22 protein-coding genes are annotated in these 22,841 nt (G+C 59.4%); 3 read left to right on the top strand and 19 right to left on the bottom strand.

The features are described 5' to 3' along the window. The first annotated feature begins 113 nt into the window (after positions 1-113). A complete protein-coding gene (locus tag B0H98_RS08435) occupies positions 114-716 on the top strand; it encodes a CBS domain-containing protein (RefSeq protein ID WP_106374626.1) in 603 nt (200 codons plus the stop codon). Between the two features lie 162 nt (positions 717-878). Here the strand turns inward: B0H98_RS08435 and nhaD are convergent, their stop codons facing one another. From nhaD to B0H98_RS08410, 5 genes are all read right to left on the bottom strand, one after another. Beyond that, positions 879-2,345 (bottom strand): sodium:proton antiporter NhaD, encoded by a 1,467-nt coding sequence (gene nhaD, locus B0H98_RS08430; protein ID WP_106374625.1) that lies wholly within the window; start codon positions 2,343-2,345, stop codon positions 879-881. A gap of 156 nt (positions 2,346-2,501) precedes the next feature. Continuing rightward, positions 2,502-4,331, bottom strand: coding sequence for a glutamine--fructose-6-phosphate transaminase (isomerizing) (glmS, locus tag B0H98_RS08425; RefSeq protein WP_106374624.1), 1,830 nt, complete (start codon positions 4,329-4,331; stop codon positions 2,502-2,504). A gap of 47 nt (positions 4,332-4,378) precedes the next feature. Further along, positions 4,379-5,749 carry a bifunctional UDP-N-acetylglucosamine diphosphorylase/glucosamine-1-phosphate N-acetyltransferase GlmU gene (glmU, locus tag B0H98_RS08420; RefSeq protein ID WP_106374623.1) on the bottom strand — a complete coding sequence of 457 codons (1,371 nt, stop codon included), beginning with the start codon at positions 5,747-5,749 and terminating at the stop codon, positions 4,379-4,381. Continuing rightward, positions 5,742-6,872: an FAD:protein FMN transferase gene (locus tag B0H98_RS08415; protein WP_106374622.1), complete on the bottom strand. Its 1,131-nt coding sequence runs from the start codon at positions 6,870-6,872 to the stop codon at positions 5,742-5,744. Before B0H98_RS08415 ends, glmU begins: the two co-directional genes overlap by 8 nt. Positions 6,873-6,881: 9 nt before the next feature. After that, positions 6,882-7,682, bottom strand: coding sequence for an undecaprenyl-diphosphate phosphatase (locus B0H98_RS08410; protein WP_106374621.1), 801 nt, complete (start codon positions 7,680-7,682; stop codon positions 6,882-6,884). Positions 7,683-7,880: 198 nt separating this feature from the next. Between B0H98_RS08410 and B0H98_RS08405 the strand changes: the two genes are divergently transcribed. Both B0H98_RS08405 and B0H98_RS08400 read left to right on the top strand, forming a co-directional pair. Further along, complete coding sequence (locus tag B0H98_RS08405) at positions 7,881-9,074, top strand: cation diffusion facilitator family transporter (RefSeq protein WP_106374620.1); 1,194 nt, start codon at positions 7,881-7,883, stop codon at positions 9,072-9,074. Between the two features lie 82 nt (positions 9,075-9,156). Further along, on the top strand, positions 9,157-9,756 hold the full coding sequence (locus B0H98_RS08400; protein ID WP_106374619.1) for a phosphatase PAP2 family protein: 600 nt from the start codon (positions 9,157-9,159) through the stop codon (positions 9,754-9,756). Between the two features lie 23 nt (positions 9,757-9,779). Here the strand turns inward: B0H98_RS08400 and mgtE are convergent, their stop codons facing one another. The 14 genes from mgtE to mnmG all read right to left on the bottom strand — a co-directional run bounded on the left by mgtE (position 9,780) and on the right by mnmG (position 22,829). Further along, positions 9,780-11,162, bottom strand: a complete 1,383-nt coding sequence (gene mgtE, locus B0H98_RS08395; protein ID WP_106374618.1) for a magnesium transporter — start codon at positions 11,160-11,162, stop codon at positions 9,780-9,782. Positions 11,163-11,288: 126 nt separating this feature from the next. After that, complete coding sequence (locus B0H98_RS08390; RefSeq protein ID WP_106374617.1) at positions 11,289-11,717, bottom strand: F0F1 ATP synthase subunit epsilon; 429 nt, start codon at positions 11,715-11,717, stop codon at positions 11,289-11,291. A gap of 24 nt (positions 11,718-11,741) precedes the next feature. Beyond that, positions 11,742-13,121, bottom strand: a complete 1,380-nt coding sequence (atpD, locus tag B0H98_RS08385; RefSeq protein WP_106374616.1) for a F0F1 ATP synthase subunit beta — start codon at positions 13,119-13,121, stop codon at positions 11,742-11,744. A gap of 73 nt (positions 13,122-13,194) precedes the next feature. Beyond that, entirely contained in the window at positions 13,195-14,079 is an 885-nt protein-coding gene (gene atpG / locus B0H98_RS08380) for a F0F1 ATP synthase subunit gamma (protein WP_106374615.1), read from the bottom strand. Between the two features lie 65 nt (positions 14,080-14,144). Then, positions 14,145-15,689: a F0F1 ATP synthase subunit alpha gene (gene atpA, locus B0H98_RS08375; RefSeq protein ID WP_106374614.1), complete on the bottom strand. Its 1,545-nt coding sequence runs from the start codon at positions 15,687-15,689 to the stop codon at positions 14,145-14,147. A gap of 16 nt (positions 15,690-15,705) precedes the next feature. Further along, the gene (locus B0H98_RS08370; protein WP_106374613.1) at positions 15,706-16,242 is read right to left on the bottom strand and encodes a F0F1 ATP synthase subunit delta; all 537 of its coding nucleotides are present in this window, start codon (positions 16,240-16,242) and stop codon (positions 15,706-15,708) included. 11 nt (positions 16,243-16,253) lie between these two features. Next, positions 16,254-16,724 carry a F0F1 ATP synthase subunit B gene (locus B0H98_RS08365; protein ID WP_106374612.1) on the bottom strand — a complete coding sequence of 157 codons (471 nt, stop codon included), beginning with the start codon at positions 16,722-16,724 and terminating at the stop codon, positions 16,254-16,256. Between the two features lie 77 nt (positions 16,725-16,801). Beyond that, positions 16,802-17,029, bottom strand: coding sequence for a F0F1 ATP synthase subunit C (gene atpE, locus B0H98_RS08360; RefSeq protein WP_106374611.1), 228 nt, complete (start codon positions 17,027-17,029; stop codon positions 16,802-16,804). Positions 17,030-17,096: 67 nt separating this feature from the next. Beyond that, complete coding sequence (gene atpB / locus B0H98_RS08355) at positions 17,097-17,924, bottom strand: F0F1 ATP synthase subunit A (protein ID WP_106374814.1); 828 nt, start codon at positions 17,922-17,924, stop codon at positions 17,097-17,099. Between the two features lie 16 nt (positions 17,925-17,940). Further along, the gene (locus B0H98_RS08350) at positions 17,941-18,333 is read right to left on the bottom strand and encodes an ATP synthase subunit I (RefSeq protein ID WP_106374610.1); all 393 of its coding nucleotides are present in this window, start codon (positions 18,331-18,333) and stop codon (positions 17,941-17,943) included. 189 nt (positions 18,334-18,522) lie between these two features. Continuing rightward, complete coding sequence (locus tag B0H98_RS08345) at positions 18,523-19,452, bottom strand: ParB/RepB/Spo0J family partition protein (protein WP_106374609.1); 930 nt, start codon at positions 19,450-19,452, stop codon at positions 18,523-18,525. 27 nt (positions 19,453-19,479) lie between these two features. Next, on the bottom strand, positions 19,480-20,247 hold the full coding sequence (locus tag B0H98_RS08340; RefSeq protein WP_106374608.1) for a ParA family protein: 768 nt from the start codon (positions 20,245-20,247) through the stop codon (positions 19,480-19,482). Further along, positions 20,248-20,928 carry a 16S rRNA (guanine(527)-N(7))-methyltransferase RsmG gene (rsmG, locus tag B0H98_RS08335; protein WP_106374607.1) on the bottom strand — a complete coding sequence of 227 codons (681 nt, stop codon included), beginning with the start codon at positions 20,926-20,928 and terminating at the stop codon, positions 20,248-20,250. Then, positions 20,925-22,829 carry a tRNA uridine-5-carboxymethylaminomethyl(34) synthesis enzyme MnmG gene (mnmG, locus tag B0H98_RS08330; RefSeq protein WP_106374606.1) on the bottom strand — a complete coding sequence of 635 codons (1,905 nt, stop codon included), beginning with the start codon at positions 22,827-22,829 and terminating at the stop codon, positions 20,925-20,927. Before mnmG ends, rsmG begins: the two co-directional genes overlap by 4 nt. Between the last annotated feature and the right edge of the window lie 12 nt (positions 22,830-22,841).

The raw sequence follows: 22,841 nt of genomic DNA, 5'->3' as shown, positions 1-22,841 counted from the left end.
TTGTTGTAACGGTTTCTTGCGTCTTAAGGTTGTGGTAAGAATTAGCTGCAACTCTGAAGGTACCAGGTCGATTGGCAGTCAGCAGTTGACCATCTATGACAGGAGGTACCCTGATGAACCAAGTGGCTTTTTCTCCCAAATCCCTGATCCAGTTCAGCACTGCGCCGCGCTTGACCTCTCCCGAGGCCAAGCGTCTGACCACGGACAGCTCCGCGCTCGACGTCCTGACCGATTTTCGTGCCTTGAAGCCCCAGTCGGTCACCGCCGATACGCCAATCGACGAAGCCCACCTCAAGATGCGCCATAGCGGTGTGCGCCTGCTGTTCGTCACCGACAAGCAGGAGCATTGCCTGGGCATTCTTACTTCTAAAGAATTGATCGGTACCCGGCGCATCAATCTGGCCATGCAGCAGCGCAATCTGGACCGTGACGAGATCACCGCAGAAATGGTCATGACGTCCTGGAGCAAGCTTAGCGCCATGCCCATCGAGCAGCTCTCGGCGCTGACCATCGAGGACCTGGTACTGGTCATGGAAGACGTGACCGAGCAGCACCTGCTGATTACCGAGCGCAACGCGCAGCGCGAGCTGACCATTCGCGGGCTGGTGTCCGCCAACGATATCCAGAACGCGGTGGGCCGGGAAGTGAGCACCGTCGTGCCCATGGCGCGCAGCTTTGCCGATATCTGCCAGGTCATTACCGGTCACGACCTGTAAGCAAGTCCTCGGGTTGCGGTCATATTTTAGACAACCCTGAGTTTTCACTGTATTTCTGGCCAACGTGCCGCTGATAACAAGACGCCCCTTGCCGTTACCGGCAAGGGGCGTTTTTAGTGCTCTGTCTTTTAGGGCATCGTCAACGCCACTCAGAACAATCAATCAAAACAGTGAGGCATTGATGAACAGGTGCGTGGCAATGCTGGCGGCATAGCCCAGCAAGATGGCAGGCACCCAGCGCAGATGCACCATGAAGGTGTAGATGCCGCGCGCCTGGCCCATCAGGGCAACGCCCGCCGCCGAACCCATGGAGAGCAGGCTGCCGCCCACGCCGGCGGTCAGGGTAATCAGCAGCCAGTTGCCTTCGGACATGTCCGGCGCCATGGAGAGCACGGCAAACATCACCGGGATGTTATCCACCACCGCCGAAATAAGCCCCAGCACCACGTTCGCCCACACCGGGTTCCAGCCGCCGTAGAGCGTCTCGGAAAGAAGGCTCAGGTAGCCCATGAAGCCCAGGCCGCCAACGCACAGCACCACCCCGTAGAAGAACAGCAGGGTATCCCACTCCGAGCGCGCGATCCGGCTGAAGATATCGAAGGGCACCACGCTACCCAGCTGCTCGAGCTTCTTCCAGTCACCCCGGCGCGAGTAGCGCTCGCGCTTGCGCTCCAGCGAACGTGGCAGGCTGCGGCGCAGGTAGTAGCCGAAGAACTGCAGAAGGCCCAGGCCAAACATCATGCCCATGGCGGGCGGCAGGTACAGAATCGAGTGGCAGAGTACTGAAATGGCCACGGTAATCAGAAACAGCACGATGATTCGCCGTGCACCGCGCTTCATCCAGACGTTCTCGGTCAGCGCTGCCGGCTGCCGGTTGATGATGAAGAAGTTCATGATGATGGCGGGCACCATGAAATTGACGATAGCGGGCAGCAACAGCGCGAAGAAGCCTTCGAAAGGCACTTGCCCGCCCTGCCAGACCATCAGCGTGGTGATATCCCCAAACGGGCTGAACGCGCCGCCGGCGTTGGAGGCCACCACCACGTTGACGCAGCACAGGCCGATGAACTTCTTGTCGCCTTCAGCCACCTTGAGCACCACCGCGCACATCAACATGGCCGTGGTCATGTTGTTGGCAATGGCCGAAATACCAAAGGCAAGTACACCGGTAATCCAGAACAGGCTGCGGTAGCTGAACCCCTTGCGTACAAGCCAGGCGCGCAGCGCATCGAAGGTGCGCCGCTCTTCCATGGCGTTGATATAGGTCATCGCCACCAGCAGGAACAAGAGAAGCTCGGTATATTCAAGCAGCGTTTCACGAAACGCGGTTTCCGCCTCCTCGGGCATGCCCGCCTGCACATAAACCCACGCCACAATGGCCCAGATAAGGCCGGCCGCGACCAGCACGGGTTTTGATTTACGCATGTGGATAAGTTCTTCGGACATGACCAGGGCGTAGGCCAATACGAAGATGAAGACACTGGTAATACCGGCAATCGAGAGCGTTAAATCAAGCGGGCCAGCAGCGGCGTAGGAGAAGGAGGGAAAGGCAACAGCGCAAAGAGCAATCAACAACCAAGCGACCCGGCGAGCTGAGAGCCGAGTAGCGAGGGCGTTTGGTGGTTTCATGACAGCGTGATCCTGGCAGGTTGAGAGAGAGGGCGCTACGATAATAAGCACACTAACTAACTGCTGCAACGCAGCGACCGCGCATATGGTGCGGCTTAATGCCGCACCGTGTAAAGCGGTTTTTTGGAGGGGGTTCTAACTTTTCTTACGCGGGTTTTACTCAACCGTTACGCTTTTGGCCAGATTGCGTGGCTGGTCGACATCGGTGCCTTTCAGAACCGCCACGTGATAGCTCAAAAGCTGCAGCGGCAGCGTATAAACGAGCGGCGCCAGCGCTTCGTGCACGTGGGGAAGCTCGATGACCTGAATGTTGTCCTGAGAGCGGATGCCCACGTTTTCATCGGCGAACACAAACAGCTGGCCGCCTCGGGCGCGCACTTCCTGCAGGTTGGACTTGAGCTTCTCCAGCAGGTCGTCGTTGGGCGCGACGGAAATCACCGGCATCTCGCTATCCACCAGCGCCAGCGGCCCGTGCTTCAGCTCACCGGCCGGATAGGCCTCGGCGTGGATATAGGAGATTTCCTTGAGCTTGAGCGCACCTTCCAGCGCAATCGGGTAGTGGGCACCACGGCCCAGAAACAGCGCGTGATGCTTTTCGGCAAACGCCTGGGAAAGCTGTTCGATCTGTCCATCCAGCGCCAGCACCTGCTCGCAGACCCCGGAGAGCGTCTGCAGCGCTTCCACGATCCCCGCATGCTCTTCCTGATGCTTGGCCTTGCTGACCGATAGCGTCAGCAGCATGAGCGCGACCAGCTGAGTGGTGAACGCCTTGGTCGAGGCCACACCAATTTCCGGGCCGGCGCGGGTCATCAGCGTCATGTCGGATTCGCGTACCAGAGAGCTTCCCGGCACGTTGCAGATCGCAAGCGTACCCACGTAGCCAAGGGTCTTGGCAAAGCGCAGCGCGGCCAGCGTATCGGCGGTTTCCCCGGACTGGGAAAGCGTCACGAACAAGCTGCCTTCAGGCACGACAGGGTGGCGGTAACGGTACTCGGAGGCCACTTCGACCTGAACCGGTACACCGGCGTAGCGCTCCAGCCAGTAGCGGGCCACCAGGGCCGCATGGTAGCTGGTACCGCAGGCAATGATATGCACCTGGCGGGTCTTCTGAAACAGCGCCTGAGCGTCCGGGCCGAAGCTCTCGACCAGTACGCTGCTGCCGCTCAGCCGGCCTTCGAGGGCGGCCTGGATGACCCGCGGCTGCTCGAATATCTCCTTGAGCATGTAGTGGCGATACTCACCCTTGCTGGCCGCACCGTCGCCATGCTCGAAAATCTGTACCGGCCGGTCAACCGCTTGACCGCTGCGATCCACGATACGAATCGCGCCCTTCTTGCCCAGCTCGACCAGATCGCCCTCTTCCAGGTAGATAAAGCGGTCGGTCACCTGCAAGAGCGCCAGCGGGTCGGAAGCCAGAAATGCCTCATCGATGCCCACACCTACCACCAGCGGGCTACCCTGACGCGCGCCTACCACCACCCCCGGCTCGTGGCTGCTCATCACGCCCAGCGCGTAGGCCCCACCCAGGCCGTTGACGATCTCCTGGGTGGCATCGAACAGGCTGAAACCACTTTGCAGCTTGTCGGACAGCAGATGGGCAATCACTTCGGTATCGGTTTCCGAGCTGAAGGCGTAGCCGCTGGCCTGCAGGGTTTCCTTGATATATTCGTAGTTCTCGATGATGCCGTTGTGCACCACGGCCACCTGCTGACCGCTATGGTGAGGGTGGGCATTGGCTTCGGAGGGCTTACCGTGAGTCGCCCAGCGGGTATGGGCAATGCCTGAAAACCCGGGCAGGGCCGCGTTGACAAGCTCGCCTTCAAGAGCGGCTACCTTGCCCAGCGCCCGGTGGCGGGTCAGTTCGTGCTCATGGTTCAACACCGTCATGCCGGCTGAGTCGTAACCGCGATACTCCAGGCGTTTAAGCCCTTCCAACAGTATTTCCTGCACGTTACGCTGCGCAACAGCGGCGACGATGCCACACATAAGCGGTTCTCCGAAGCGATTTCAAAAGCGGTTAGGGTAGTGATGCCTTATTTGGGGGACTTGACGGGCCGCGGCCAGTCGGCCTTTTCCAGCTGCCTTGGGCGCGTTACTGCCAGAGCGTGTTCGCTGACATCCTTGGCAATCGTCGAACCCGCGCCAACGGTCGCGCCCGCGCCAACGGTGACCGGCGCCACCAGGGCGCTGTTGGAGCCGATAAAGGCGTTATCACCTATTTCGGTGTGGTGCTTGTTGGCGCCGTCGTAGTTGCAGGTAATGGTGCCGGCGCCCACGTTCACATCGCGCCCCAGCCGGGCATCGCCCACATAGCTCAGGTGATTGATCTTGCTGCCCTCGCCCACGTCGGCATTCTTGGTTTCCACGAAGTTGCCTACCTTGGCGTTGACCGCCAGGCGCGTGCCCGGGCGCAGCCGCGCATAGGGGCCAATCTGGTTACGTCCGGCGGCGACCGCGCTGTCGATCACGCTATGGCTCTCGACCTGACTACCGGCGCCAATCGTGCTGTTCTTGATCACACAGTAAGGTCCTACGTGCACACCTTCGCCAAGCTCTACCGTGCCTTCGAAAATACAGCCAACGTCGATGAAGACATCGTGCCCGCAGGTCAGGCTGCCACGAACGTCAAGGCGTGCCGGGTCCGCAAGCGCTACGCCCTGCTCCATCAGCCGGTTGGCCATCTGGCTCTGGTAGGCACGCTCCAGGCGCGCCATCTGGGCGCGATTGTTGACGCCTTCCACCTCGGCGGCGCTGGCAGGCTGCTCGGTGCATACCTTGATGCCGTCATTGGCGGCCATCTCGATGACATCGGTCAGGTAGTATTCGCCCTGGGCGTTGTCGGCGGAGAGCCTTGGCAGCCAGCGAGCAAGCTGGGCACTGGTCATCGCCATGATGCCGGTATTGCACTCGGTAATCGCAAGCTCGGCAGCACCGGCATCCTTCTGCTCGACGATGGCCACCGCATCGCCGGCTTCATTGCGCACGATGCGCCCGTAGCCCGTCGGGTCATCCAGAGTAACGGTCAGAAGCCCCATGTGCTGCTCATCGACGTGGGCCAGGAGCGCGCTTAGCGTCTCGCGCTGAATCAGCGGCACGTCGCCGTAGAGCACCAGCACCTTGCCACTGCCCAGCTGATCGACCGCCTGAGCAACCGCGTGGCCCGTGCCCTTCTGTTCGGCCTGTACGGCAAAGGTGACATCATCATTGGCCAGCGCTTCACGAAGCTGCTCGGCACCATGGCCGATCACCACGTGGGTGCGAGCCGGCTGAAGGCCTGCCGCGGTTTCCAGCACGTGGCTTACCATCGGCTTTCCCGCCAGGGTATGAAGTACCTTGGGCGTCTGCGAACGCATCCGCGTGCCCTTGCCCGCCGCGAGAATCACGACATCCAGTTCGTTATGCATCCTGATTACCTTCTTGTACCGTGCGCGCGTTAGGGTCTATCCACTGCTCGATTCCCAGTTCATCGACCAGATCTTCGCCAAAATAGTCCACAAAGGCAGGGCTTACGACACTCTGCCAATGATCGCCATCACGTAGCAACATTAAAACACTCAGATTATGGTCTACTGCCATGGCCATGCCGGCTTCCTCACCCACGACCAGCAGTGCCGTTGCCCAGGCATCGGCCCAGGCGTTGGAGGGGTGAAATACGGATACCGAGGCCACCTTGTGCGTGACCGGGCGCCCGGTACGCGGGTCGATAGTGTGGGAGAAACGCTGACCGTCGGCTTCGAAGTAGTTGCGGTAATCGCCCGAAGTAGCCACCGACATATCGTGCAGCGGCACGATATGCTGCGCCTGAGGGGCGCCCGACTGCGGGGTTTCGATGCCGACACGCCAGGGGGTCTGCTGATCGTCGCGATAGCCGCGCGCCAGCATGTCGCCACCCAGGTTGATCAGATACCCTTCGATGCCTTCCTTGTCCAGATAGGCCGCCACGCGGTCGGTGGCGTGCCCCTTGGCAACGCCAGAGAGATCCACATACACATCGCGGTCGCGCCGCGCCTGCATGGCCTGGGTATCCACTTCCACTGCATCAAACCCGACCTGACCAAGGCGCTCTTCAAGCAGCGCCTGTGAGGGGATCTCCTTGGGACGCGCCTCGGGGCCAAAGCTCCACAGATTGACCAGATCGCCCACGGTGACGTCAAAGGTGCCGTCGCTCTTTTCCGCCACCGAGCGGCTGATGGCCAGCACTTCGATCAGCTCATTGGAGAGCGGCTGCCACTGATCAAGCGGTGCCTGGTTGAACACGCTGAGTTCAGAGTCGTCGCGATAGGTGGACATGGCAACATCCACGCTTTCAAGCTCGGCCAGAAATCCGCTTTCCAGTTGATCGGCCTGCTCCTGGGTCAAGGGGTCGCTGATCGAGACCTGATAGAAGGTGCCAAAGATCCCCCCTTCCAGGCGTACCGGAGACTCAAGCGGGCGGTCCTTTTCCGAACAGCCGGCCAAGAGCACAAGTGCGGCGGCAAAAGCCGCCTGTTTGATTAACCGCGTTGACCCAGGCGTTGATGAGATCATGAGTTCGCTCTAGAAGTGAAAAAACCAGATTAGCCACGCACCAAACAGCACGCGATAGATAACGAAAGGCTGCATGCCCATTTTTTTGATCACGACCAGAAAGTAGTGAATACACAGATAGGCAATGACACCAGACAGCAGCGTGCCGGCCAATAGCGAAAGCCAGTCGATGGCCTGCGGCTGGCGGAGAAGCTTCATGGCTTCAAGCCCGCCTGCCAGGATGATGACCGGAATGGAGAGTAAAAAGGAGAACCGGGCGGCGGCTTCACGACTCATGCCGACCATCAATGCGGCGGTCATGCTGATGCCCGAACGTGACGTGCCGGGTATCAGGGCAAGCGCCTGGGAGAATCCGATAATCAGGACTTCCTTCCAGCCGATCTGGTACTCGGTCTGGGTACCGCGCTTGAAGTAGTCGGCATAGCCCAGCAACAGGCCAAAGCCGATCAGGCTGATACCAATGATCAGCGTCGAGCGCATATAGGTCGAGATGATGTCCTGAAGCAGAAAACCGATAACGCAGACCGGCAGAGTGGCAACCGTAATCCAGAGCCCCAACCGGGCGTCCCTGTTCATCTCGCCGCCGCTCAACACCCCGAGGCTTCCAGATACTATCTGCTTGATCTCTTTTCGAAAATAGATCATGACAGCGGTCAGACTTCCCACGTGAAGCGCCACGTCAAAGGCGAGCCCCTGGTCTTCCCAGGTGGTTAAAACCGGCACCAGGATCAGGTGGGCAGAGCTTGAAACGGGTAAAAACTCGGTGAGCCCTTGCACTGCCGCAAGCACCACGATTTGCAACCACTCCATGGGTCATCCTATACATTCAAAAAGTTGTTGAATGACAATGGCGCACAAGGATACACCTCCACCGGTCACTTGTCCGCCATGGGTCATCGTCGTATAGCGTCATACGAAAGCGAATACTTCATCGCAAAGGGCTTAAGGGATCATCAAGCGGTGCGCTACAATAACGTTTTATCGAACGCGTGCCCTGTCAGGTATTCCATGACTCAGACCGTTGAAACGCCAGTGGTTCCCGACCGTGAGCAAGATAGTCAGACCGCCAAGCGCGTGACCTACATCGGCGCCTGGCTTGACGGCGTGCTCAGCATCGTGAAAGTGGCGGTCGGTTTTTTCGTAGGCTCGGCGGCCCTGATCGCCGACGGCATCCACTCGCTTTCGGATCTGGTGACCGATGGTTTTGTGCTGGCCGCGATTCATTATGGCCGCCAGGAGCCGGACAACGACCACCACTATGGTCACGGGCGTATAGAAACGCTTACCACGCTGCTGCTCGGCAGCGTGCTGATCTTCGTGGCCGGGGGTATCGCCTGGTCGAGTCTGGCCCGCCTGTTCAACGGCACCGAGGTGACCGCGCCAGGCGTGGTGGCGATTGCGATCACGTTTATTGCGCTTATCAGCAAAGAGTGGATATTTCGCTACACCATGCGGGTGGCCAAACGTATTCAGTCACGCCTGCTGGAAGCCAACGCCTGGCACTCGCGTAGCGACGCGCTCTCGACCGCCGTGGTGCTGGTGGCTCTGGTCGGCGCCCAATTCGGGGTAGGCTGGCTGGACGCAGTGGCGGCCATCGTGGTCGGCCTGCTGGTAGGCAAGGTGGGCTGGGATCTTCTATGGGAGTCGGCCCGGGAGCTGGTCGACACCGCTCTGCCCGAGGACGTACAGCAGCAGATGCACGATGTGGCCTGCAGCGTGCCCGGCGTGGATAGCGTCCACGATCTGCGCACCCGCCAGTCAGCGGGCTGGGTGATGGTCGATCTGCACGTGGTGGTCGGGCCCAAGATCACCGTCTCGGAAGCTCACGAAATCGGCAATGAAGTCAGCCGCCGCCTGCGCCACGAATTCCCGCTGCTGACCGACGTCATCTTTCACGTCGACCCCGAGGATGACGCCGGTGAAGGCGACCCGAGCCGCCTGCCTGGCCTGCCGCTGCGCCCTGAAGTAGAAGCGGCGCTCAACGAACGCTGGTACCGCCACCCGGTATGGCGCACGCTGAACGAGCTGCAGCTGCACTATCTGGATGACAAGGTATCGGTATCGCTGATCATCGACGACGCGGTCAATCAGCCTCCTCAGTGCCTTGCCAGCCAGCTAAAGGCCCTGGCCGGTGACATAGAGTGGCTTGGGCATGTGGAAGTGATGTTCATCACGCGAGCGGCCAGCAGCTCAATGCGTTAGAAAGCCCAGAACGCTTTAGGATAAACGCGGTCCTATAGCGTCGCGCTTTGCCTCTCTCATTGACCATGACGCTCTGGAAAACATGGACACGCTCAACCTGGTACTGTTTGACCTGCTCAACTCGCCGCCCGATTCTCCTGCCTGGCTGGTAATGATCGCCCACTGGTGCGCCTCGGACATTATCCTTCTGGTACCCGTGCTTCTTGTCATTGGCTGGCTGCTTGGCGACGAACCGCACAAGCGCGCGCTTCTGGAAGCGTTCGTGGCAACGCTGGTGGCACTGATGGCCAGTTGGGTGATCGGGGCGCTATGGCCCCTGCCGCGGCCTTTCATGGTGCCTGTGGGCGAGTATCTGCAAGCCCATGCCGCCACGCCTGCCTTTCCCAGCAATCACCTGACGATCATGCTGACCGTGGCTTTCAGCCTGACGCTTCACGACCATACCCGGCGCATCGGCCGCTGCCTGCTGGTGCTGGCATTACCGGTGGCCTGGGCCCGGATCTTTCTGGGTATTCACTTTCCCCAGGACATGGTTGGCGCACTGATGCTGGCGCCGGTGGCCGCCGCCCTGACGGGATTAGGCCGTGCCTGGCTGGTAATGCCGCTTTATGAGCGCGTTGCGGTGAGGTGCTATCGCCGAGTGTTCTCGCCACTGATCGACCGCGGCTGGGTACGGCGCTAGGGCCGTACCCGTAACGCCTGGGTTTATAGCTGGGAAAGAATGGCGGTCGCGATGGTGAAGTAGATCAATACGCCGGTAGCGTCGATCAGGGTGGTCACCAGCGGTGCCGAGGCGGTGGCTGGGTCGACCTTGAAGCGCTCGAGCACGAAGGGCAGACACATGCCGATCAGGCTGCCGAACAGCACGATGGTGACCATGCTCAGGGCCACGACGACCGCGACCGCTTCACCGCCGCGCATCACGCCGATTGGCGCCACGGCAATCGCCATGGTCAGCCCCAGTGAGCCGGCGACCAGCAGTTCACGGCCAAGCATCTTGCTCCAGTCCTTCACGCCGATATCGCCGGTTGCCATCCCGCGTACCATCAAGGTGGCGGCCTGGGCACCGGCGTTACCGCCGCTGCCGATCAGTAGCGGCAGGAAGAAGACCAGTGCCACTTGGGCGGCAATGATATCTTCGAAGTAGGCAATCCCTGCGCCGGAAAACAGATTGGCAAATACCAGCAGTACCAGCCAGGTCACCCGTTTGCGGTAAAGGCTCCAAAGCTTCACTCGGCTGACACCGTCTTCCAGCTGGCCGATGGACATCCCCTTGTGGATATCTTCAGTGGCTTCGGATTCGGCCACGTCCATCGCGTCATCGTGGGTAATGATGCCTACCATGCGGTTTTCGGCATCGATGACCGGTAGCGCCAGCAGATCGTAGCGCGCCACGATCCGCGCCGCTTCTTCCTGGGCTTCATCGACGACGGTTCTGATCACATCCTTGATCATGATGTCATCGACCAGCGCGCCCGGCCGCGCCACCATCAGTTGGCGCAGCGACATGGTGCCGATCAGCTGGCCATCGCTTGCCAGAATATAGAGCTGATAGACCGTTTCGGCATCAGGTGCCGTCTGGCGTACGCGCATCAGCGCCTGCGACACCGTCATGCCACTGGCTATGGCCACATAGTCAGAGGTCATGATGGCGCCGGCAGTGCCCTCTACATAGCTCGAGAGGCGCTTCAGGTCTTCGCGCTCCTGATGCGCCATACGCCGCAGCAGCGCTTCACGACGATCATCGTCAAGCAGGTTGAACAGGTCGGCCCGCTCATCAGAGCCCATTTCCTCCAAAAGCTTGAGTACCTGGGTATCGGAGAGTTCGCCCACTATTTCAAGCTGGCTCTCACCGGGCAGATAGCCCAGCACGTTGGCAGCGCGCTCGGTGGAAAGCACATCCAGTACGCCAAGCGCCGCAGACAGCTCTTCATCCTCTTCGATCAGCTCTTCAAGCACTTCGCCGATATCGGCAGAGCGAATTTCCGCCAGACGCCCGGATAGCCGCTCCCTGCTTGGCTCCTCTTTTCCCAATTCGTCGAGCAGTTCGGCTTTCAACGCCTGCAGGGTTTCTTCATTCAATGCCATCGCTCTCCTCCTTGGATTGCCAACGAGCACTACGCCGCTGCGTAGCAGCATAGTACCCAACAAAAAAAACGCCCCTTAAACCCTAACACGGGTTCAAGGAGCGTTTTACGAACGCCAGAGGCGTTTCTAGCCTTTACCCGCCTTCTTGCGCAGCTGCTGAATCGTTCGCAGCTGGGCAACGGCTTCGGCAAGCTCTGCCGCCGCACGAGTATAGTCAAGCTCGGCTGACTTCTCGTTGAAGGCTTGCAGCGCTTGCTGGCGTGCTTCTTCGGCAGCGGCCTCGTTAAGGTCGCTTGCGCGGGACGCCGCATCGGCCAGAATCGTCACGACATCGGGCTGGACTTCCATGAAGCCGCCCGAGACAAAGAAGTTCTCTTCCTTGCCGCCATCGTGGATCACGCGGATCGGACCCGGCTGAAGCTCGGTCAGCAGCGGAGCGTGCCCCGGCAAGATGCCGAGATCACCCATCATCCCGGAAGCCACTACCTGCTCAACGGTGCCTGAGAAGATGGATGCTTCCGCGCTGACGATATTGCAAGTGAAGCTATTCGCCATAGCGAATCCCCCTAATGGACGGGATTACTTCTTCATCTGGTTGGCTTTCTCGACCGCTTCGTCGATGGAGCCAACCATGTAGAAGGCCTGTTCCGGCATATCGTCGTATTCACCTGCGAGAATGCCCTGGAAGCCACGAATCGTGTCTTTCAGAGAAACATACTTGCCGGGCGAACCGGTGAAGACCTCAGCCACGAAGAACGGCTGCGACAGGAAACGCTGGATCTTACGCGCGCGGGCAACGGCCAGCTTGTCTTCATCAGACAGCTCGTCCATACCCAGAATGGCGATGATATCCTTGAGTTCCTTGTAGCGCTGCAGAACCCCCTGAACACCGCGAGCGGTGGCATAGTGCTCTTCACCGACGACCAGCGGATCCAGCTGACGCGAGGTGGAGTCCAGCGGGTCGATGGCCGGGTAGATACCCAGTTCGGCAATGGAACGTGCCAGTACGACGGTGGCATCCAGGTGCGCGAAGGTGGTTGCCGGCGACGGGTCGGTCAAGTCATCGGCAGGTACGTATACCGCCTGTACTGACGTGATGGAGCCCGTCTTGGTCGAGGTGATACGTTCCTGCAGAACGCCCATCTCTTCGGCCAGCGTCGGCTGGTAACCTACCGCTGATGGCATACGGCCAAGCAGGGCGGATACTTCGGTACCGGCCAGGGTGTAACGATAGATGTTGTCGACGAACAGCAGAACGTCGCGGCCTTCGTCACGGAATTTTTCCGCGATGGTCAGACCGGTCAGCGCCACGCGCAGACGGTTGCCCGGGGGCTCGTTCATCTGACCGTAAACCAGCGCTACCTTGTCGATAACGTTGGATTCTGTCATCTCGTGATAGAAGTCGTTACCCTCACGCGTACGCTCACCCACACCGGCAAATACAGAGTAGCCGCTGTGTTCGGTGGCGATGTTGCGGATAAGCTCCATCATGTTGACGGTTTTACCTACACCGGCGCCGCCGAAGAGACCCACCTTGCCGCCCTTGGCAAACGGGCAGACCAGGTCGATGACCTTGATACCGGTTTCCAGCAGCTCGTTGGAAGCGGCCTGGTCGGCGTAGCTGGGTGCCTTGCGGTGAATCGGCATACGCTCTTGCTCACCAATCGGACCTGCTTCGTCGATCGGCTCGCCAAGTACGTTCATGATACGGCCCAGCGTTTCCTTACCCACGGGTACGGAAATGGCAGTACCGGTATTTTCCGCGTTCATGCCACGCTTCAGACCCTCGGTGGAGCCCATGGCAATTGCGCGTACCACGCCGTCGCCCAGCTGCTGCTGGACTTCGAGGACGGTCTCTTTTTCAGAGACCTTCAGCGCGTCGTAGACCTTGGGCACAGAGTCCCGCGGAAACTCTACGTCAATCACCGCGCCGATGATTTGTACGATACGTCCGCTCATCTTGGTTCCTCTCAAAAACCTGCAAATGAAACCTGTCTGCCGGGAGCCTTTGAAACATTAGGCTCCCTTGGCGTTATACGGCTGAAGCGCCGCCGACGATCTCGGAAATTTCCTGGGTGATGGCAGCCTGGCGGGCCTTGTTATAGACCATTTCCAGATCATCAATCAGGTTGCCTGCGTTATCGGTGGCGCTCTTCATGGCGATCATACGGGCTGCCTGTTCGCAGGCCCCGTTTTCGACTACCGCCTGATACACCTGTGATTCGACGAAGCGAACCAGCAGGCTATCAAGCAACGCCTTGGCATCCGGTTCATACAGGTAGTCCCAACTTCCGGGACGGGCGTTTTCTTCGTCGTGCTCGCTGACGCCCATATCGGGCGATAGCGGAAGAAGCTGACGAACCACCGGCCTCTGGGTCATGGTGTTGACGAATTCGTTATACACCACGAACAGGCGGTCGAGTCGTCCTTCGTCGTACGCTTCGAGCATGACCTTGATACTTCCGATCAAACCCTCGACGGTCGGCTTCTCTCCCATGCCACTCTTGGCCGCAATCAGGTTGCCGCCATAGTTACGGAAGAAAGCGCCGGCCTTGGAGCCAAGGGCACAGAAGTCCAGCTCGGCGCCTTCCTGTTTCCAGGCCACGGCATCTTTAACCACGGCTTTGAACAGGTTGACGTTCAACCCGCCACACAGGCCACGGTCGGTGGAAACCACGATATAACCAACGCGTTTCACCTCGTTACGCTCGACCATGTAGTCGTGCGTATACTCGGGATTGGCGTTAGCCAGGTGGCCTACCACGTTACGGATCTGCTTGGCGTAAGGCTGGCTGGCCTTCATTAGATCTTGTGCTTTACGCATTTTCGATGCAGCCACCATTTCCATGGCGCTGGTGATCTTCTGCGTATTCTTGATGCTCCCGATCTGGGTGCGTATCTCTTTTGCAGCTGCCATAGCGATCTACCCTTCGTTCGTGGCTCTCAGGAAGTAGGCAAGCCCGCCCGCAGGCGGGCCAGACATTACCAGCTCTGAGTCGCCTTGAACTTCTCGAGACCCGACTTCATGCCGTCTTTAATCTCGTCGTTGTAGTCGCCGCTCTGGTTGATCTTGTCGAGCAGGTCGCCGTGCTCGGACTTCATGTAACCGTGCAGAGCACGTTCGAAGTCCAGCACCTTGTCGACGCTCACGTCATCCAGGTAGCCTTCATTGGCGGCATACAGCGAGAGAGCCATTTCTGCCACAGACATCGGCGAGTACTGGTTCTGCTTCATCAGCTCGGTAACACGCTGACCGTGCTCGAGCTGCTTGCGCGTTGCTTCATCAAGGTCGGAGGCAAACTGCGAGAATGCTGCCAGCTCGCGGTACTGAGCAAGCGCCAGACGTACGCTGCCGCCAAGCTTCTTGATGATCTTGGTCTGTGCTGCACCACCAACACGGGAAACCGACAGACCTGCGTTGATCGCCGGACGAATGCCGGAGTTGAACAGGTTGGTTTCCAGGAAGATCTGACCATCGGTGATCGAGATCACGTTGGTCGGAACAAACGCGGACACGTCGCCACCCTGGGTTTCGATGATCGGCAGCGCGGTCAGAGAACCGGTCTTGCCTGTCACTTCACCATTGGTGAATTTCTCGACGTAGTCGACGTTGACGCGTGCAGCACGCTCAAGCAGACGCGAGTGGAGATAGAACACGTCACCCGGGTAGGCTTCACGGCCCGGCGGACGACGCAGCAGCAGGGATACCTGACGATAAGCCACGGCCTGCTTGGAAAGATCGTCATACACGATCATCGCGTCTTCACCGCGGTCACGGAAGTACTCACCCATGGTGCAACCGGAATACGCGGAGAGGAACTGCATGGGTGCCGGATCGGCAGCGCCGGCCGCCACGACGATGGTATGTTCCATCGCGCCGTGCTCTTCGAGCTTGCGCACTATGTTGGCAATGGTCGACTGCTTCTGACCAATGGCAACGTAGACACAGGTAACGCCCTTGCCTTTCTGGTTGATGATCGCATCGATGGCGATGGCCGATTTACCAATCTGGCGGTCACCGATGATCAGCTCACGCTGACCACGGCCGATCGGCACCATGGCATCGATGGATTTCAGACCCGTCTGGATCGGCTCGTCGACCGACTGGCGGGTGATGACGCCCGGCGCCACTTTCTCGACGGCGTCGGTCATCTTGGCGTTGATCTCGCCCTTGCCGTCGATCGGGTTACCGAGCGCATCGACAACGCGACCAATCAGCTCAGGGCCTACCGGTACTTCAAGAATGCGACCGGTACACTTGGCGGTCATGCCTTCTTCAAGCAGCAGGTAGTCGCCCAGGACAACGGCACCTACGGAGTCGCGCTCCAGGTTGAGTACCATGCCGAAAACGCTGTTGGGGAATTCAATCATTTCACCAAACATGGCGTCTTCGAGGCCGTGAATTTTCACGATACCGTCGGAAACGCTCACAATGGTGCCCTGATTACGGGCTTCGGATGCGACGTCAAGCTTTTCGATTCGCTGCTTGATGATGTCGCTGATCTCGGAAGGATTCAGTTGCTGCATGCCATGTCCCTCAGACTCAAACGGTCAGCGCTTCAGAAAGGCGGTTCAATCGACCACGCACCGAACCGTCAATGACGGTATCGCCGGCACGCAGGATGACACCGCCGATAAGCGACTTGTCCACCTGAGTAGTAATGGAGATTTCGCGATTCAGACGTTTCTTGAGCGCGTTTGCTAGCTTGGTCTGCTCTTCGGCCGTCAGCGCGTAGGCTGACGTTACCATGACTTCAACACGCTGCTCGTGATCGGCGCGCAGGCGCTCGAACTGTTCAGCGATTGAAGGCAGTGCCGTCAAGCGGCCCTGGTCGGCCAGGGCTTCCAGAAAGCGAGTCAACTGATCGCTCTGCTGCTCCGGGAACATCTCGGCGAGCAGGGCGACTTTCTTTGCGTTCTCGATTTTCGGACTGCCCAGCAGGCGATGCACTTCATCGTCTGCCACGGCGGCGCCAAGATACGCAAGCGCCTGTGACCAGCTATCAAGCGCGTCATGATCACGCGCGTGTTCAAACGCCGCCTTAGCGTAAGGACGAGCGACGGTATGTAATTCCGCCATGATTCACCTCCTTACAGTTCAGCGGCTAACTTATCAAGCAGCTCGCGATGCGCTTTCTCGTCGACAGAGGCTTCTAGAACACGCTCAGCGCCAACGATGGCCAGGTGAGATACCTGGGCACGCAGCTCTTCTTTCGCGCGGTTAACTTCTAGCTCGATCTCGGAACGTGCGCTCGCCATCAGGCGTTCGCCTTCAGCGCGGGCCTGTTCGCGGGCTTCTTCGATCATCTGGGCAGAGCGCTTGTTGGCCTGCTCGAGGATCTGGGAAGCTTGCTCCTTGCTTTCACGCAGCGTTTGTTCTGCCCGCTCCTGAGCAAGCTCAAGATCACGGGTAGCACGGCTGGCTGCATCCAAGCCATCAGCAATTTTCTTCTGACGCTCGTGAAGCGCGTTGCTGATCGGAGGCCACACGTACTTTATGCAAAACCAGACAAAGATCGCGAAGGCGATCGTCTGCCCGATAAGCGTCATGTTGATATTCACAGGGATGTACCTCTGACAAGTTCGTGGCGACCGGATTCAAACAAAACCGAGCGGTTTCCCGCCCGGTGGTGCTGTTATTAACCGGCTACAACGAAAATCAGGTACATCGCAATACCAACACCGATCATCGGTACAGCATCCAGCAGACCTGCCATGATGAAGGTCTTGGTTTGCAGCTGGTCGCCCAGTTCCGGCTGACGTGCAGTCGACTCAAGCAGTTTGCCGCCCAGAATAGCGAAGCCAATGCCGGTAGCCAGTGCGCCCATACCGATGATGATGGCAGCTGAGAGATAAACCATTTCCATGATGTTGCTCCTGAGTTTAAGTTTTGGTTAAGGGTTGAGGGTTAATGAAACCGTTGATAACGCTTGCTTAATGATGTTCGTGCGCCGCGCTCAGATAAACGATCGTGAGCGTGGTAAAGATAAAGGCCTGCAGCGTCACTACCAGGATGTGGAAGATCGCCCACGGCACGTCCAGCACCCAGATGGCCCAGAATGGCAGCATCGCAATCAGGATGAAGATCACTTCGCCGGCAAACATGTTGCCGAACAGACGCATTGCCAGACTGAACGGCTTGACCAGCAGGGAGACGATTTCCAGTACCAGGTTGAACGGAATCAGCGCCCAGTGGTTGAACGGTGTCAGGGAAAGCTCACGGGCGAAACCGCCGGCACCTTTCACCTTGATGTTGTAGTAGAGAATCAGGCCGAACACGCCCAGCGCCATGCCCAGCGTCGCATTGACGTCGGTGGTAGGCACGATCTTCATGTAATCCACGCCCAGCTTGGCAAACAGCACCGGGCCGTAGTCGACCGGAATGATCTTGAGGCTGTTCATCAGCAGGATCCAGACGAATAGCGTCAGCGCCAGCGGAGCGATATGCGGGTTGCGACCATGGAAGGTCGAGCGCGTCAGGTTTTCGATAAACTCGACGACCATCTCTACAGCGTTCTGCAAGCCGCCAGGCACGCCGGTGGTGGCCATTTTTCCCGCCTTGCGGAACAGCCAGATAAACAGCAGGCCCATGGCGATCGACCAGCCCATGGTGTCCAGGTGAATAGCCCAGAACCCCATTTCGCGAGCTTCTTCAGCAGAATCCGCAAGCGACCAGCCGTTGATCGGATGCTTTCCGAAGGTCAGGTTCTGCAAGTGGTGCTGGATATAATAAGTCGTCGAGACTTCGTTTCCTGCGGCCATAGCCATGTCACCTCAATCAATTGTGCGATTTTTTGGGCATCAATGGCGTGAGCCAATGGGCCAGAATGATCGCCACATAAGTACTAAAGAAGAAAGCGGGGTTTGAGGGGGGCACGGCCACGAACACGGCTGTAAACAGTGCCACCGTCAAACCAAACTTGCCTGCTTCGGCGCGAAACAGGTTAACAGCCTTTGAAGCCCGGCGCCCGTCGCGCAAGATGCCCAGCCGCTGAATAAAGAAAGCCTGGGGCAGTAACGCCACCAGAGCGCCCAGAATGACCGATGCCACACCGGGCAGACCATCAGCCCACAAGGCTGCCAGCATGCCGATCAGCGCAATGACCAGCTGCGTGGCAGTCAGTCGAATGACGTGGGCCTTTCGCCGCTGGGTTTCAATACGCTGTTTCATTACCCAGCACCCTGGTAGCCAACGGCTGTTCAAAGGATACTCAAGAACAACCTGCACAAATCTTGCGCGATTATAGGGAAGCGCTATCACACCTTCAACCGAAGTTGCGCGTATTTAACGCGTTTGAGCCGAGTCTTGCGACCAAAGGGTGAAAAAAGGGCGTCTTCTGACGTTATCTTAATAAGCCTGCTACTTAATATGCGCGAGGATACCGTCCAGCTCATCGAGGCTCGTATAGCGGATGGTGACCTTGCCCTTGCCCTTGTTGCCGTGGTCAATCGAGACCGGCGCACCCAGTAGCTCGCCAAGCTGGGTTTCCAGACGTGAGACGTCCACCGGCTTGCTGGGCCGGGCAGGGGTCTTGGCGGTGGGCTGGCCAGCTTGGACCTTCTTGACCAGCGCTTCGGTGGCGCGCACCGTCAGATCGCCGTTCACTACTTCGTGAGCTACCTGGCGCTGCTGGGCGCTGACAAGAGAGAGCAGGGCACGGGCATGGCCCATGTCCAGGTCACCGCGCTCCAGAAGCGTCTGTACTTCGCCATCCAGCGCCAGCAGGCGCAGCAGGTTGGCAACCTGGGTACGCGACTTGCCCACCGCGTCGGCAATCTGCTGCTGGGTCAGCTCGAACTCATCGCCCAGGCGCTTGAGCGCCAGCGCCTCTTCAATGGCGTTGAGATTCTCGCGCTGGATGTTCTCGATCAGGGCAAGCGCCAGGGCCACTTCGTCGCTGACTTCGCGAATCACTGCCGGAATGACGTCGAGCTCGGCCAGCTGAGCGGCGCGCCAGCGGCGTTCACCGGCAATGATTTCGTAACGGTCTTCGCCTACCGGGCGCACCACGATGGGCTGCATTACGCCCTGGGCGCGAATGGAATCGGCAAGCTCTTCCAGGGCTTCAGGCTGGATATCGCGGCGCGGCTGGTATTTACCCCGCGCCAGCTGACCCAGCGGCAGGCGCTCCAGACGATCAGGCGCGGCCTCACCGGGTACGGCGGTATCCACCGCTTCCTGGGCGGCTTCCAATACCGGGCTTCCGCTCAGTTCCAGAGTGTCGCGGCGACGGGCGCCCGCACCAATCAGGGCATCCAGGCCACGGCCTAGCGCGCGTTTACGCGTCATTCGCTTTCCCTCGCACCTATCAATACGTTATAGCGATAACCGACGAATCATCTCTTTTGCCAGCACGCGGTACGCCTGGCTGCCCCGGGAGAAGCGGGCATACTGGGTGACGGGCAGCCCATGGCTTGGTGCCTCGGCCACTTTCACGTTACGCGGAATCGTTGTCTTGAGCAGCGCATCGCCAAAAAAGTCGCGCAGCTGCTTGTCTACTTCGCGGGTCAGGCTCGTGCGCTTGTCGTACATGGTACGCAGGATACCGGCAATCGCCAGATCAGGATTAACGCTCTGCTTGATCTGTTCAACGGTATCCAGAAGCGCCGACAACCCTTCAAGGGCATAAAACTCGCACTGCAGCGGAATCAGCACGCTGTTGGCGGCGGTAAGCGCGTTGACCGTCAGCATGTTCAGTGAAGGCGGGCAGTCGATCAGTACCACGTCATAGTTAGCGGATACCGACTCGAGTGCCTGAGTCAGGCAGCTTTCGCGCTTGTCCACATCCAGAAGCTCGACTTCTGCCGCGGTCAGGTCGCCGTTGCCCGGCAGCACGTCGTAATTGACCGGAAGACCAGTGGCAATGGTGTCGCTGGCCGTCGCTTCACCGAGCAGTACATCAAGAACGCTCTTGTCGAGTTCGTGCTTATCAATGCCACTGCCCATGCTGGCGTGCCCCTGGGGATCAAGATCCACCAGCAGCACCCGCCGATCAAGGGCGGCGAGGCTGGCTGCCAGGTTAACGGCCGAGGTGGTCTTGCCCACGCCGCCTTTTTGGTTGGTCAGGGCAATGATCTGGCTCACTTACTCAACTCCTTCCTGGGGTTCAGAATCAACGGTCAGAATCAACAGCTGTCGCTCGGCCGTTTCAAAGGGGACTTTCAACGGGTGGCGCGCTTTTAGCGTGACGCCGCCCGGCAACTGGCGCAGCTCATCGTCGGCGCCCGGCCCTTTCATGGCCAGCCACTGCCCGCCTGGCCTGGGCAGTTCGCGAGTCAGCGTGACGAAATCCACAAGGCTTGCAAACGCCCGGGAAATCACCTGATCGAAGGGGGCTTCGCTGAACGTTTCCACCCGCGCCTGGCTGGGGGTGACGTTGGAAAGCCCAAGCTCCATCACCGCCTGGCGCTGAAAGCGAACCTTCTTGCCATTGCTGTCCACCAGAGTGACCGCCAAGGCAGGGTTCAGGATGGCCAGCACGATGCCGGGCAGGCCGGGGCCTGCGCCAACGTCCAGCAGCCGAGGGCCGGTTACATGAGGGGCTACCGATGCGCTATCCAGCACGTGGCGGGCCACCATGTCATCGATATCACGGACAGCGGTGAGGTTATAAGCCTTGTTCCACTTGTGCAACAGGGCAACAAAACCCAGCAGCTGCTCGCGCTGATGGGCGCTGACCTCAAGCCCCAATTGGTCAAGCCCTTCCTCCAGCCGTTTGGAAACGCTTGGCGGCAGACTTGCCAGCAGTGTGTTGAAACCGCTCATCCGTTGGCTACCTCAGGAGAGGCAATCAGACGGCGCTTCTTGAGATGCACCAGCAGGATGGAAACCGCCGCCGGGGTCACGCCGGAAATGCGTGCCGCCTGGGCCAGGGTTTCCGGCCGGGCTTCGGCAAGCTTCTGGCGAATCTCGTTGGAGAGCCCTTCCACCCGCTGGTAATCCAGGTCATCGGGGAGTGGCATCGCCTCGTGGCGCTTGAGCTTGTCGATCTCACCCTGCTGACGTTCGATATAGCCTTCGTACTTGGCCTGAATCTGCACCTGTTCGGCGACCGCTTCGTCATCGATGAGGACGTTATCCAGCCCCGGCAGATCCGCAAGGTCGGCGTAGCCAAGCTCGGGGCGGCGAAGTAGATCGCTCAAGCGGTATTCACGCGTGAGCGGCTTGCCGATCTTCTCGGCAATCCTTTCGGCCGCCGGGCTTGTCGGCTGAACCCAGACGCTGGCCAGACGGGCAGTTTCAAGGGCAATGGCTTCACGCTTCTCACTGAACGCCTTCCAGCGCTGATCATCGACCAGCCCCAGCTCGCGGCCCTTTTCGGTCAGGCGCAGATCCGCGTTGTCTTCACGCAGCAGCAGGCGGTACTCCGCCCGGGAGGTGAACATGCGGTAGGGTTCCTTGGTGCCCAGGGTGATCAAGTCGTCTACCAGCACGCCCAGATACGCCTCGTCGCGGCGCGGGTGCCAAGCGTCCAGCTGCTTGGCACGACGTGCGGCGTTCAGGCCAGCCAGTAGTCCCTGGGCGCCGGCCTCCTCGTAACCCGTGGTGCCGTTGATCTGACCGGCGAAAAACAGGTTGTGGATAAATTTGGTTTCCAGCGAGTGCTTCAGATCGCGCGGATCGAAGAAATCGTACTCGATGGCGTAACCCGGCCGCGTGATGTGCGCGTTCTCCAGTCCCTTGATCGAGCGTACTACCTGTAGCTGAACGTCAAACGGCAGCGAGGTGGAGATACCGTTGGGGTAGAGCTCGTGAGTGTCGAGTCCTTCGGGTTCGATGAACACCTGATGGCTCGACTTGTCCGCGAAGCGGTGCACCTTGTCCTCGATCGACGGGCAGTAGCGCGGGCCAATGCCTTCGATGACACCAGAGTACATCGGCGAGCGGTCAAGATTCGCCATGATGATCTCGTGGGTGCGCTCATTGGTGTGCGCAATATGGCAGCTGACCTGCCGCGGGTGCATGTCCCGCGAGCCAAGATAGGACATCACCGGCGTTGGCGTGTCGCCCGGCTGCTCTTCAAGCTGGGAAAAATCCACGCTTTTGGCATCGATGCGCGGTGGCGTACCGGTTTTTAACCGGTCGACCCGAAACGGCAGGGCGCGCAGACGTTCTGCAAGGGTATTGGAAGGCGGGTCGCCTGCCCGGCCACCGCGGCTTTGATCCAGACCGATATGAATGACGCCGCCCAGGAACGTGCCGGTCGAAAGCACCACGGATTCGGCATGAAAACGAATCCCGGTTTCCGTTACCACGCCACGCACGGTGTCGTTATCCACAATCAGATCGCCCGCTGCCTGCTGAAAGATGGTCAGGTTGGGCTGGTTTTCCAGCATGCCGCGAATCGCTGCCTTGTAGCGGATTCGGTCGGCCTGGGCACGCGTGGCACGCACCGCCGGGCCCTTGCGGGCGTTCAGCACACGAAACTGGATGCCGCCCAAATCAGTGGCAAGCCCCATCGCGCCGCCCAGTGCATCGATTTCCTTGACCAGATGGCTCTTGCCGATACCGCCAATAGCGGGATTACACGACATCTGGCCCAGGGTTTCGATGTTGTGGGTGAGCAGCAGGGTTTGACAGCCCATGCGAGCAGAGGCCAATGCGGCTTCAGTTCCCGCATGGCCACCGCCGATGACAATCACGTCAAAGCGGTCGGGGTAATTCAAGAGACACCTCAT

This window comes from Vreelandella songnenensis (assembly GCF_003002925.1).
Classification (GTDB): domain Bacteria; phylum Pseudomonadota; class Gammaproteobacteria; order Pseudomonadales; family Halomonadaceae; genus Vreelandella; species Vreelandella songnenensis.
The sequence above is the reverse complement of the archived record's forward strand: the minus strand, read 5'-3'. Positions and strand labels throughout refer to the sequence as shown.